12 protein-coding genes are annotated in these 12,622 nt (G+C 58.6%); 7 read left to right on the forward strand and 5 right to left on the reverse strand.

What is annotated here, in order from left to right; genetic code table 11:
• Positions 1 to 453 precede the first annotated feature (453 nt).
• The gene (yeiP, locus tag CW267_RS19705; RefSeq protein WP_002912951.1) at positions 454 to 1,026 is read right to left on the reverse strand and encodes an elongation factor P-like protein YeiP; all 573 of its coding nucleotides are present in this window, start codon (positions 1,024 to 1,026) and stop codon (positions 454 to 456) included.
• A gap of 147 nt (positions 1,027 to 1,173) precedes the next feature.
• Here yeiP and CW267_RS19710 point away from each other — a divergent pair, with 147 nt between their 5' ends.
• Positions 1,174 to 1,428, forward strand: a complete 255-nt coding sequence (locus CW267_RS19710) for a YkgJ family cysteine cluster protein (protein WP_008804013.1) — start codon at positions 1,174 to 1,176, stop codon at positions 1,426 to 1,428.
• A 2-nt stretch (positions 1,429 to 1,430) separates the two neighbouring features.
• Here the strand turns inward: CW267_RS19710 and CW267_RS19715 are convergent, their stop codons facing one another.
• On the reverse strand, positions 1,431 to 2,363 hold the full coding sequence (locus tag CW267_RS19715; RefSeq protein WP_008804014.1) for a LysR family transcriptional regulator: 933 nt from the start codon (positions 2,361 to 2,363) through the stop codon (positions 1,431 to 1,433).
• A gap of 213 nt (positions 2,364 to 2,576) precedes the next feature.
• On the opposite strand from CW267_RS19715, the gene CW267_RS19720 reads away from it, so the two are divergent.
• Together CW267_RS19720 and CW267_RS19725 are read left to right on the forward strand one after the other, a co-directional pair.
• Positions 2,577 to 2,921, forward strand: coding sequence for a DUF3302 domain-containing protein (locus tag CW267_RS19720; RefSeq protein ID WP_023297997.1), 345 nt, complete (start codon positions 2,577 to 2,579; stop codon positions 2,919 to 2,921).
• A gap of 1 nt (position 2,922) precedes the next feature.
• The gene (locus tag CW267_RS19725; RefSeq protein WP_023297996.1) at positions 2,923 to 4,059 is read left to right on the forward strand and encodes an HlyD family secretion protein; all 1,137 of its coding nucleotides are present in this window, start codon (positions 2,923 to 2,925) and stop codon (positions 4,057 to 4,059) included.
• A gap of 34 nt (positions 4,060 to 4,093) precedes the next feature.
• Here the strand turns inward: CW267_RS19725 and setB are convergent, their stop codons facing one another.
• Positions 4,094 to 5,275 carry a sugar efflux transporter SetB gene (gene setB / locus CW267_RS19730; RefSeq protein ID WP_008804017.1) on the reverse strand — a complete coding sequence of 394 codons (1,182 nt, stop codon included), beginning with the start codon at positions 5,273 to 5,275 and terminating at the stop codon, positions 4,094 to 4,096.
• A gap of 334 nt (positions 5,276 to 5,609) precedes the next feature.
• Between setB and fruB the strand changes: the two genes are divergently transcribed.
• Genes fruB through fruA form a run of 3 tightly spaced genes read left to right on the forward strand, consistent with a single transcriptional unit; the run spans position 5,610 to position 9,390 of the window.
• Positions 5,610 to 6,740: a fused PTS fructose transporter subunit IIA/HPr protein gene (fruB, locus tag CW267_RS19740; RefSeq protein WP_008804018.1), complete on the forward strand. Its 1,131-nt coding sequence runs from the start codon at positions 5,610 to 5,612 to the stop codon at positions 6,738 to 6,740.
• Positions 6,741 to 7,679 (forward strand): 1-phosphofructokinase, encoded by a 939-nt coding sequence (fruK, locus tag CW267_RS19745; RefSeq protein ID WP_004103928.1) that lies wholly within the window; start codon positions 6,741 to 6,743, stop codon positions 7,677 to 7,679. It begins immediately after the preceding gene.
• 16 nt (positions 7,680 to 7,695) lie between these two features.
• Positions 7,696 to 9,390, forward strand: a complete 1,695-nt coding sequence (gene fruA, locus CW267_RS19750) for a PTS fructose transporter subunit IIBC (RefSeq protein WP_012541027.1) — start codon at positions 7,696 to 7,698, stop codon at positions 9,388 to 9,390.
• A 52-nt stretch (positions 9,391 to 9,442) separates the two neighbouring features.
• Here the strand turns inward: fruA and nfo are convergent, their stop codons facing one another.
• Both nfo and CW267_RS19760 read right to left on the reverse strand, forming a co-directional pair.
• Positions 9,443 to 10,297, reverse strand: a complete 855-nt coding sequence (gene nfo / locus CW267_RS19755; protein WP_012967549.1) for a deoxyribonuclease IV — start codon at positions 10,295 to 10,297, stop codon at positions 9,443 to 9,445.
• Positions 10,298 to 10,368: 71 nt separating this feature from the next.
• Entirely contained in the window at positions 10,369 to 11,418 is a 1,050-nt protein-coding gene (locus tag CW267_RS19760) for a YeiH family protein (protein ID WP_002912935.1), read from the reverse strand.
• 267 nt (positions 11,419 to 11,685) lie between these two features.
• Here CW267_RS19760 and yieE point away from each other — a divergent pair, with 267 nt between their 5' ends.
• Positions 11,686 to 12,552: a DNA-binding transcriptional regulator YeiE gene (gene yieE / locus CW267_RS19770; protein ID WP_008804021.1), complete on the forward strand. Its 867-nt coding sequence runs from the start codon at positions 11,686 to 11,688 to the stop codon at positions 12,550 to 12,552.
• The last annotated feature ends 70 nt before the right edge of the window (positions 12,553 to 12,622 follow it).

Below are 12,622 nucleotides of genomic sequence, written 5' to 3' on the forward strand. Positions count from 1 at the left end.
CAGATTGCGCTCCCGATATTTCTTCTGCGTTATGTTACTCATGGTGCAGGGAGCGCACAGGGGGCGGCCAGTCGCCGCCGCCCCCTGTACCCCCGGGCTCCGGCCAGCAAAATCGCCACTTCGTGGTACCTTCGACTTATCCCTGCAGGCTTCGGGTCGGGCCGAGGCAGCGTCCGTGCAAAACACGGCCCTCAGCCCGCATCCATGCGGGCTGCCCCGGCCTTCCGGGAACGTCTCAGCGATGTTGAGGCCGCCAACACCGGCAGTTTCAGCAAGAATAGTGAATAAATTAACGACAGGTCGTACGTAGGCCGGATAAGGCGTCAGCCACCATCCGGCACAAATACGGGAACCGTGTTGAATGAATATTACCCGGCATCGGGGCATACCGTCGCCAAATAAAAAAGGACAGCCAGCGGCTGTCCTTTTTTACTGTCGGTGCGTCACAGAGGATTAATCCGCGCGGCCCATATAGCGGCACTCTTCGATATGAATGCGGATTTTCTCACCGGTGGTCAGGTATTCCGGCACCTGAATTACCAGGCCGGTGCTCATGGTGGCTGGCTTGGTGCGGGAGCTGGCGGATGCCCCTTTAATACCCGGCGCGGTTTCGATAATTTCCAGGTCAACGGTCTGCGGCAGCTCCAGGGCCAGCAGCTGGCCGTCCCAGGTCAGCACCTGCATATCCGGCATCCCGCCTTCCGGAATAAACTGCAGCTCTTCTTCGATCTGCTCTTTGGTAAAGGTGTAAGGGGTATAGTCTTCTTTATCCATGAACACGTATTCGTTGCCATCGACATAGGAGAAGTCAACGAAACGGCGGGTCAGGGTGACGGTATCGACGATATCGTCACCTTTGAAGCGCTCTTCCACTTTCAGGCCGGTACGCACATCGGAGAAGCGCATTTTATACAGTGTCGCAGCACCACGGGCGCTGGGTGACTGAATATCAATATTTTTCACAATCAGCAGCTTGCCGTTGTAATTCAGCACCATACCTTTTTTAATTTCATTCGCTCTTGGCATTGCAGTAATCCTGTCACTTAACGAGTCAAAAATATCGCGTAAAACTACTCGCGCCCGCGCCTTCAGGCAAGCGGAATTCGCGAGTTTTGCTATCTTCTGGCAAAACGTTTAGGCTGTGGCACAAAATGAGCGTTTGGGAGCTGGGTTGTGGAATGTCGTACCGATTGTGGCGCATGTTGCATCGCTCCCTCTATATCATCGCCAATACCCGGCATGCCGCAGGGCAAGCCCGCCAATACCCGCTGTATTCAGCTTTCCGAGCACAACTTGTGCCTGATTTTCGGCTCCCCTCTGCGCCCGAAGGTGTGCGCCAGCCTGCAGCCCTCGCCCGAGATGTGCTTCACCCACCGCGATGACGCCATCACCTGGCTGCTGGATCTTGAGCTGGCCACCGCGCCCTGAGCTTAAAGCAGCAGATGAGACAGGTTTTTGATATGGGCGCTGAGGCCGTCGAGTAGCGCCTGTACGCGCAGGGGGAGAATGTCCCGCCGCTGGAAGATAAGCCAGGCCTGCAGGTCGATACAGCGCTCCTTTTTCAGACAGGGAACCAGCTGTCCCGCCGCCAGCTCGGTGGCGAGTGAATAGTAGGGCGCATAGACGATCCCCATCCCCAGCTTCGCCAGCTCCACCGCCGGTAGTGTGTTATCGCAAACGAATCCCCCCTTTACCGTGAGATTAAGCGGTTCGCCGTTTTTGCTTTTGAAGGTCCAGATATTGTCGCTGCCGCCCAACATGCGCAGGGTAATGCACTCATGATCCACCAGCGCCTCCGGCTCGGCGATAGGATGTTGCGCCAGATAGTCCGGAGAGGCGAAGACGCCGGTGCGAAAGCGGGTAAAGGGGCGGGCGATGAGATTTTCATTCTGCGGCTTAAAGGGGCTTATCAGCAGATCGCAGTCGCTATTGAAGATGGCGCCGTATTTCTGTTCCCGCTCGCTGGCGTTGCGGGTGACCAGATTGATCTGCAGCTCCGGCAGGGTTTTCCTCAGCGCCGGCAGAATATAGCGCCCGAGAAACTGATGGATACCGATGGGCGCCCCAAGGGTGACCACGCCCTGCAGCGTGTTCTTATAACGGTCGGCAAGGTTGATAAGCTGCTCATGTTGTTCGAGAACCGCGCGACTGGCGTGAATAAACTGCTCGCCGAACTCGGTGCGCACCAGCTCTCTGGCGGTGCGCAGGAATATGGCCAAACCGACTTTCCGCTCCACGCTGGTCAGCGTCCGCGAAACGTTAGACTGGGGCATATTCAGGCGCTGGGCCGCCCGGCTCACGCTGGCGGTTTCGGCGATAGCGCAGATGATCCTCAGCTCATCCATTTTAAAGTCTTTCAACATCTTATCGCTGCCTGATATCTGTTGTATATCAAAAATGATATACCAGTTTGGCGGAATTGCCATGTGATTTATTGATCCGCTAAACGTATGATGGCTTTTGCGTTGAACAGTCCGTTATTTAAGGAAAATTGTGCGTTTTATCGCTTCTTTTGTGGTCCTCGACGTCATTAAAAATAACGATCTTCCCGCTGGCTTACTGAGTGTATATGCACCATGCTGCTTAATTATTTTGCTTTGTTTGTATTAATACTGGTTTTTCTCATATTATTTTATGGAGTGATTATTATCCACGATATTCCCTATCATATCGCGCAAAAACGGCAGCACCCCCATCAGGACGCGATTCATGTGGCGGGCTGGATAAGCCTGTTTACCCTGCATGCTATCTGGCCTTTTCTGTGGATCTGGGCCACCTTGTACCGCCCTGACCGCGGGTGGGGGATGGCTTCGCAGACCGAGGATAGTCTGCAACGCGAGGAACTGGAGCAACGTATCGCATTACTCGAAGCGGCGTTAAAAAACAGCCAGCAAGCGTCAGCGGGGAATAACGAGAAATAATATGGATCTGTTAATTATCCTTTGCTATGTCGCCATCGCCTGGGGCGTTTTTAAGATATTTCGCATTCCAGTAAATAAATGGACAATACCCACTGCCATATTAGGCGGAATAGTGGTCGTAGGCGCGTTAATATTAACGATGAACTATAACCATCCCTATACGCTGCGGGCGCAAAAAATTGTCGTTTCTATTCCGATGGTGCCTCAGGTCTCAGGCGAGGTGGTTGAGGTTACGACTAAAACCAACGTGTTAATGAAGAAGGGCGAACTGCTGTTCCGCATCGATGACACCCGCTACCGCGCGCGGTTGAACAAACTGCAGGCCGATCTGGCGGCCGAGGAGGCGACGCTGCGGGCGAAGCAGGCGACCATTGACGATGCCAGCGCCAGAGTGCAGCAGGCGCAGGCCGAGTACGATCGCGTTACCCGTGACTACCAGCGTTATGCCCAGGGAGCGGCCATGCCGGTCAATCCTTTCTCGGAACAGGATGTGACTCACGCCAGGCAGCAGGTGCAGATCCAGACGGCGGTATTGCAGGCGGCGAAAGCGCAATTACAAAACGCCAGAGAGCAGGTGTCTGGCCGCTATAACGGGCTTGATGCCAACATTGCCAGTCTGAAATCGCAGATCCTCGAGGCGGAGTATAATCTGGCGCAAACTGTGGTTCGTGCGCCGAGCGATGGCTACGTTACCCAGCTATTGGCGCGGCCGGGGATGACCGCGGTACGTCTGCCCTTCAAGCCGGTGCTGGTGTTTATTCCCCAGCAAAAGCGCCAGGTGGTGGCGGTATTCCGCCAGAACTCGGTTCTGCGTCTGACGGCCGGGGATAGCGCGGAGGTGGTGTTTAACGGTCTGCCGGGCAGCGTCTATAGCGGTAAGGTATCGCGGGTGCTGCCGGCGATCCCGGATGGCAGCTACCAGGCCAGCGGTGCGCTGCAGGGGCTGAGCGCCGGAGCCGGAAAAGAGGGCATCTATGTGCTGATCGACCTCGATCCCCACCCGGAAGTGGAACATTTACCGGACGGGGTCAGTGCGCAGGCGGCGGTTTATACCGATTATTTTGCCCATGTGTCGATTATGCGCAAAGTCCTGCTACGAATGACCAGCTGGCTGCATTACCTCTATCTGGATCATTAATCAGGATGGCCCGGTCGAGGCCGGGCCGTCTTGCCTACACGTCTCTGATCCGCCACAGGCAGACCTGAGCGGTGATACCCATGACCAGCGCTATCCAGAACACCGCGTGATAGCTCCAGATCTCCGCTACTACCCCCGCCAGTGAACCGGCGATGATCCAGCCGACGCGGGTGGTATTGGTGTAGAGGGTAGTGGCCGCGCCCGCTTGCCCCGGCATCAGATCCTGGAAATAGAGCATGCCGATCCCGGCGAGGATCCCGATATAGACGGCGTTCAGCACCTGCATCGCCAGCAGCAGCGCCGGCGTATGCACCGTCAACATGCCCACGTAAAACAACACACCGGCCACTGCCGAAAGGCGCATCAGAAAGCGTTTACCAAAGCGCCGGGCATAATAACCGGCAATCAGCATGGTAGGAATTTCCAGTCCGGCCGCGGTGCCCATCATCAGCCCGGCCAGCTTCTCCGGCAGATGCAGCTCATTAATGATAAACAGCGGCATATTAATGATGTACAGGCTGTTGGTGCCCCACATCAGCGTGCAGATGCTAAACAGCAGCAGCGCATCGCGGCGGTGCGTGCGCGGGGCTTCCAGCCGGCCCGTCGCCACCGCCGCCGCTTTATGCATGCTGGGTAAGAACAGCCAGACCATGATCCCGCAGACGATAAACGCCGCCGCAGCGCTGAGATACATTGCGGTAAAACCAAACCCCATCGCCAGGGCGTAGGCCAGCGGGGGACCAATCACCCATGCCAGGGAGACCTGGGCGCGCAAAATGGAGCTGAACATCACCGCTTCGCGACCGGTCTTGTCGGCGTGCTCGCGCGCGAGGGCGAACATCTGCGGGTTGGCGGTCGAGCCAAAGCTACTGAGGAAGACGCCGATAAACAGCAAAATGAAGTAGTTCCGGTTCCAGGCAAACAGCAGGCAGGCCAGCACCCCCAGCAGGCAGCAGACGACAATCAGCTGTTTGCGATCGCCCCGGCGGTCGGAGCGGCCAGCGAGGAACTGGCTGACCAGAATGCCAATGACGGCGCTACCAGTAAAAAAGAAGCCGACCATCGCCGGGCGGACGTGCACTTCGTTGGTCAAAAAGAGGCTCAGGGTTGGGGTTTGCAACGCCCCGGCAATGCCTGTCAGAAAGGCGACGATCAAGAATGCGGAAGAGGTTACATCGAACCCGCGTCGGGGAAGGGCGGCGCTACGGTTTTGCATGTTCGGTTTTCTGTAGTTTCAGGAGACGGCGCGGAGTTTACGCCTGCTGGCTGAAAATGAACAGTAGTATGGCACGAATAATTAAAAAGGCGTTTCAAAATACAATGTTCAGCAAAAAGCTGACGTTTGCGGTGGTCGATAGCAAAGGCTTCAGCAAAAGTGTGCAGTACCTCTAAGTTCTGCAATCAAGTCGCTGACGTACCTTGCGCGTTGAGCAAGAAAGGTACAAAATTCTTGAAACGTTTCAGCGTCATTCGACAATCCGTTCCCCGTCAGATGGCGCCTTTTTTCTCAAGTTAGCTGAAACGATTCAATTCAGCAGGAGAGGAGAACCATGTTCCAGTTATCTGTGCAGGATATTCATCCCGGCCAGCAGGCCGGTAATAAAGAAGAGGCCATCCGGCAGGTCGCCGCCGCGCTGGTCAGCGCCGGCAACGTGGCTGATGGCTACGTGAACGGTATGCTGGCTCGCGAGCAGCAGACCTCGACCTTCCTCGGCAACGGGATTGCGATCCCGCACGGCACGACGGACACCCGTGACCAGGTGCTGAAGACCGGCGTCCAGGTATTTCAGTTCCCGCAGGGCGTCACCTGGGGCGAAGGGCAGACCGCCTATGTGGCGATCGGGATTGCCGCCAGCTCAGATGAACACCTTGGCCTGCTGCGTCAGCTGACCCATGTGCTAAGCGATGACGCGGTAGCCGCGCAGCTGCAGTCCGCCACCACCGCGGAAGAGCTGCGTGCGCTGCTGATGGGGGAAAAACAGAGCGAAGCGCTGAAGCTGGACAACGAGACCCTCAGCCTCGACGTGGCGGCCAGCGATCTGCTGACCCTGCAGGCGCTGAACGCGGCGCGATTGAAAGAAGTGGGTGCCGCTGACACGGCATTCGTAAGCCACGCTATCAACGATACGCCGCTGAACCTCGGTCAGGGCGTCTGGCTGAACGACAGTGCGGAAGGCAATCTGCGCAGCGCCGTGGCGGTCAGCCGCGCGGCTAATGCCTTTACCCGCGACGATCAGCCGGTTTCCCTGCTGGTCACGGTGGCGATGGCCGATGAGCAGCCGACTGCGGTGCTGAACCGCCTGAGCAAGCTGCTGCTGGACAAGAAAGCTGACCGTTTGCTGAAAGCCGACGCCGCCACCGTGCTGGCGCTGCTGACCAGCGACGATGCCATTGCGGAAGACGTGCTGAGCGCCGAATTCGTGGTGCGCAATGAGCACGGCCTGCATGCCCGACCGGGCACCATGCTGGTCAATACGATTAAACAATTCTCCAGCGACATCACCGTCACCAACCTCGACGGTTCCGGCAAGCCGGCCAACGGTCGCAGCCTGATGAAGGTCGTGGCGCTGGGTGTGAAAAAAGGTCACCGTCTGCGTTTCACCGCGCAGGGTGAGGATGCGCAACAAGCGCTGGATGCGATTGGCGAAGCGATCGCCGCAGGCCTTGGGGAGGGCGCATAAATGAGCAGACGTGTAGCAACGATTACGTTAAACCCGGCGTACGATCTGGTGGGGTTCACCCCGGAGATTGAACGCGGTGAAGTGAACCTGGTGCGCACCACCGGCCTGCATGCCGCCGGGAAAGGCATCAACGTGGCGAAAGTGCTGAAAGATCTCGGCATTGATGTCACCGTCGGCGGCTTCCTGGGCAAAGACAACCAGGATGGCTTTCAGCAGCTGTTCAGCGAGCTGGGGATCGCCAACCGTTTCCAGGTGGTGCAGGGTAGGACCCGCATCAACGTTAAGCTGACGGAAAAAGATGGCGAAGTGACGGATTTCAACTTCTCCGGCTTTGAAGTCACCCCGGGCGACTGGGAACGCTTCGTCAACGACTCCCTGAGCTGGCTCGGGCAGTTCGATATGGTCTGCGTCAGCGGCAGCCTGCCGTCCGGCGTCAGCCCGGAGGCCTTCACCGACTGGATGACCCGTCTGCGCAGCCAGTGCCCATGCATTATTTTCGACAGCAGCCGCGAAGCGCTGGTTGCCGGACTGAAAGCGGCGCCATGGCTGGTGAAACCGAACCGTCGCGAGCTGGAAATCTGGGCCGGGCGTAAGCTGCCGGAGATGAAAGATGTTATCGAAGCCGCCCATGCGCTGCGCGAGCAGGGTATCGCCCACGTGGTGATTTCCCTGGGTGAAGAGGGCGCGCTGTGGGTGAACGCCTCCGGTGAGTGGATTGCCAAACCGCCTTCAGTGGAAGTGGTCAGCACCGTCGGCGCCGGCGATTCGATGGTTGGCGGCCTGATTTACGGCCTGCTGATGCGTGAATCCAGCGAGCATACCCTGCGCCTGGCGACTGCCGTCGCTGCCCTGGCCGTCAGCCAGAGCAACGTGGGTATTACCGACCGTACCCAGTTGGCCGCGATGATGGCGCGCGTCGACTTACAACCCTTTAATTGACAGCAGGAGAGGCATAATGAAAACGCTGCTGATTATTGATGCCGGACTCGGACAGGCGCGCGCCTATATGGCGAAAACCCTGCTGGGAGCGGCAGCGCCTAAAGCGCACCTTGAACTGATTGATAACCCGAACGACGCCGAACTGGTGATTGTGCTGGGCGCGGCGCTGCCCACCGACAGCGCGCTGAACGGCAAACAGGTCTACCTCGGCGATATTAATCGCGCCGTGGCGCACCCGGAGCTGTTCCTCAGCGAAGCCAAAGGTCACGCAACGCCGTACGCGGCCCCTGCCGCTGCGGCAGTCCCGGCGGCTACCGGCGGACCGAAACGTATTGTCGCGGTCACGGCCTGCCCGACCGGCGTTGCTCATACCTTTATGGCGGCAGAAGCCATCGAAACCGAAGCCAAAAAACGCGGCTGGTGGGTGAAGGTGGAAACCCGCGGCTCCGTCGGGGCTGGCAATGCCATCACCCCGGAAGAGGTGGCCGAGGCGGATCTGGTGATCGTCGCTGCCGATATCGAGGTGGACCTGGCGAAATTCGCCGGTAAGCCAATGTATCGCACTACCACCGGTCTGGCGCTGAAGAAAACCGCCCAGGAGCTGGATAAAGCGGTGGCCGAAGCCAAACCGTACCAGCCGTCCGGTAAACCTCAGGCTGCTGGCGAAGGGAAAAAAGAGTCGGCGGGCGCCTACCGCCACCTGCTGACCGGCGTCTCCTACATGCTGCCGATGGTGGTGGCCGGGGGCCTGTGTATTGCGCTCTCCTTTGCCTTCGGGATCAAAGCGTTTGAAGTGAAAGACACCCTGGCGGCGGCGCTGATGCAGATCGGCGGCGGCTCGGCCTTCGCGCTGATGGTACCGGTGCTGGCAGGCTTTATCGCCTTCTCCATTGCCGACCGTCCGGGCCTGACCCCGGGTCTTATCGGCGGTATGCTGGCGGTCAGCGGCGGCTCCGGCTTTATCGGCGGGATCATCGCTGGTTTCCTTGCCGGTTACGTGGCGAAAGCCATCAGCACGAAGCTGAAACTGCCGCAGAGTATGGAAGCGTTGAAGCCAATCCTGATCATTCCGCTGGTCTCCAGCCTGATCGTGGGTCTGGCGATGATCTACCTGATCGGTAAACCGGTAGCCGGTATTCTCGCCTGGCTGACCCACTGGCTGCAAACCATGGGCACCGCGAACGCGGTTCTGCTGGGCGCAATCCTCGGCGCGATGATGTGTACCGACATGGGCGGGCCAGTGAATAAAGCGGCTTATGCCTTTGGCGTGGGCCTGCTGAGTACCCAGACCTACGCGCCGATGGCGGCGATCATGGCGGCCGGTATGGTGCCTCCGCTGGCGATGGGTATCGCGACGCTGGTTGCCCGCAATAAGTTCGACAAAGGGCAGCGTGAAGGGGGGAAAGCCGCGCTGGTTCTCGGCCTGTGCTTTATCTCTGAAGGGGCGATTCCTTTTGCCGCCCGTGACCCGATGCGCGTGCTGCCTTGCTGCATCGTCGGCGGCGCGGTAACCGGCGCTATCTCGATGGCGATTGGCGCAAAACTGATGGCGCCGCACGGCGGTCTGTTTGTCCTGCTGATCCCGGGAGCGATTACGCCGGTGCTGGGCTACCTGCTGGCGATTGTTGCCGGGACGCTGGTGGCGGGCCTCTCCTACGCGGTGCTGAAACGCCCGGAAGCGCAGGTAGTGGACGTCGAAAAAGCGGCATAATCTTACCGTAATAAAAAAGGGCCGATTGTTCGGCCCTTTTTTTGTCTCTGTTTTACGCCACTTCGGCGATCTGCTGCGCCCGCAGCCAGGCAATCTCTTCCGCCCAGATATCCGGGTTGATGGTTTCCAGAATCAGTGGAATGCCGTCGAAGCGGCTGTCCTGCATGATCCAGCGGAAGCAGTCGTGGCCAATGTTGCCTTCGCCAAGGCTATGGTGACGGTCAACGCGGCTGCCAAACGTACTCTTGGCATCATTCAGGTGCATGCCGCGCAGATACTGGAAGCCGACGATACGCTCGAAGTCGGCAAAGGTCTTCTCGCAGGCTTCGGCGCTGCGCAGGTCATAGCCGGCAGCGAACGCGTGGCAGGTATCGATGCAGACGCCGACGCGGGATTTATCTTCCACGCCGTCGATAATCGCCGCGAGGTGCTCGAACTTAAAGCCGAGGTTGCTGCCCTGGCCGGCGGTGTTTTCGATCACCGCGGTGACGCCTTCGGTCTTCGCCAGCGCGATATTGATCGATTCGGCGATGCGCGCCAGGCACGCCTCCTCCGGGATCTGCTGCAGATGACTGCCGGGGTGGAAGTTGAGCAGCGTCAGCCCCAGCTGCTGGCAGCGGGTCATCTCATCAATGAAGGCATCACGGGATTTTTCCAGCGCCTCTTCCACCGGATGGCCGAGGTTAATCAGGTAGCTGTCGTGCGGCAGGATCTGCCCGGGGCCAAAGTGATACTTTTCGCAGGCGGCTTTGAATTCGGCGATGGTTTCGTCGCTGAGCGGCGCGGCGCGCCACTGGCGCTGGTTTTTGGTGAAGAGGGCGAAGGCGGTTGCTTCGATTTCGGCGGCGCGAATGGCGGCATTGGCCAGTCCACCTGAGGCGCTCACGTGCGCTCCTACGTATTTCATAAAAAAACTCCAGTTAAAGCCGCTGGGGGGTGGGTAATGATAGCGGCTTAACTGGAGAAAGATGTAGTGCTTTATGCCATCAGGCTGTGGATAGCGACGTTAATGACCCCGCCGCCGACAATCAACCAGACGAACAGCATCAGCGCCATCAGCAGCGGTTTCGCCCCGGCTTTTTTCAGCGCGCTGACGTGAGTGGTGACCCCGAGGGCGGCCATTGCCATCGCCAGCAGAACGGTATCCAGCGTCACCAGCATATCCACCACGGCTTTCGGCAGCAGATGGAAGGAGTTAAACACCGCCACCAGGATGAACATAATCGCGAACCACGGAATGGTGATTTTGCTTTTCTCGCCGTTGCCTGCCGGGGTCAGCTGTTTAACACGCGCCGCCAGGAACAGCAGGAACGGAGCCAGCATCATGACGCGCAGCATTTTGGCGATAACCGCCGCGTTCTCGGCGTCCGGGCTGACCGCATGGCCGGCGGCAACCACCTGCGCCACTTCATGCATGGTGGAACCCATATAGATCCCGTAGGTCTCCGGAGTAAACCAGTGCGCCAGCAGCGGGTACATCGCCGGGTAGAGGAAGATGGCGATGGTACCGAAGATAACCACCGTGGCGACGGCGACCGTCACTTTACTGGCTTCGGCTTTGACCACCGGCTCGGTGGCGAGCACAGCCGCCGCGCCGCAGATGCTGCTGCCGGCGCCGATCAGCCAGCTGGTGTGTTTGTCGAGACCAAACACTTTCTGGCCAAGGAAGCAGGCGATGAAAAAGGTACTGGAGAGCGTCAGAACGTCAATCAAAATACCGCTCACGCCGACGTCGGCAATCTGGGCGAACGTCAGGCGGAAGCCGTAGAGGATGATCCCCAGGCGCAGCAGGTGCTGCTTGGCGAAGATCACCCCGCCGTCGCAGGGCTGCCAGATTTTCGGGTAGACCGTGTTGCCGACGACCATTCCGAACAGGATAGCGAGGGTCAGGGCGCTAAAGCCTGCGCCGGCGATGGCCGGGAAACTCCCGGCCCACAGGGCGGCGCCGGTCAGCGCGGCGGTCAGCGCCAGGCCTGGGACAAAATGCCACAGGGAACGATGTTTGGTGGGTAAAGTGAGTGCTGTCATAACCTTCTCCTTTGTCTGCCTAAAGGTTACGCCGCGCGCGGTTAAATATAAAATTGATTATATGTTTATAATCAATCGTAATAAGTGGTTAAGGACCGCATCGTCGCTGACAAGGGGGGGCAGGGGAGCGATGCGGCGAAAGCGGGGTGGTTTCCCGGCAAGACGATGATTTTGTGACATAAGCGGATTTTCCTTCCTTCAGCCGCCTCGATTTGTGTCACCATAGTAAGGAAGGTTATTCAGGTTGGATTACTAAACGGGTGGGTTATGCATATTACGCTGCGGCAGTTGGAAGTGTTCGCCGAAGTCCATAAGAGTGGGTCAACCACTCAGGCGTCACAGATGCTGGCGCTTTCGCAATCTGCGGTCAGCGCCGCGCTGACCGATCTGGAAGGGCAGCTCGGCGTGCAGCTGTTTGACCGCGTCGGTAAACGACTGGTGGTGAATGAGCACGGACGGCTGCTGTACCCGCGTGCGCTGGCGCTGCTGGAGCGGGCGCTGGAGATCGAACAGCTGTTTCGCGGCGATAACGGGGCGATCCGGGTCTACGCCAGCAGCACCATCGGCAACTATATTATGCCGGAGATCATCGCCCGTTATCGCCATGACTTCCCGGAACTGCCGGTGGAATTGAGCGTCGGCAACAGCCTGGATGTGATCAACGCCGTCGCCGACCTGCGGGTGGATTTCGGTCTGATTGAGGGGCCGTGCCATGCCGCCGACATCATTGCCGAGCCGTGGCTGGAAGATGAGCTGGTGGTGTTTGCTGCGCCTGATTCGCCGCTGCTGGCGGGGGAGGTGACCCTGCAGCAACTGGCTGAGGCGCCGTGGATCCTGCGCGAGCATGGGTCCGGTACCCGGGAGATTGTCGATTATGTACTGCTGTCGCATCTGCCGGCGTTTCATATGGGCATGGAGCTGGGCAATTCGGAGGCGATCAAGCACGCCGTCCGGCATGGCCTGGGCATCAGCTGTTTATCGCGCCGGGTGATTGCCGAACAGCTGGCCTCGGGCACGCTGGCGGAGCTGAAAGTGCCATTGCCCCGGCTGACGCGCACGCTGTGGCGGATCCATCATCGGCAGAAGCATATTTCCAAAGCATTACAACGTTTTCTGCAATATTGCCAGGTGTAGCACCCGGTTTTTACGCCTCATAACGGGGGGAATTCGCTGGCAATTCCGCAGGTTAGTGCTTTACTAATAA

This window comes from Klebsiella sp. X1-16S-Nf21, from assembly GCF_002837615.1.
Classification (GTDB): Bacteria; Pseudomonadota; Gammaproteobacteria; order Enterobacterales; family Enterobacteriaceae; genus Klebsiella; species Klebsiella variicola.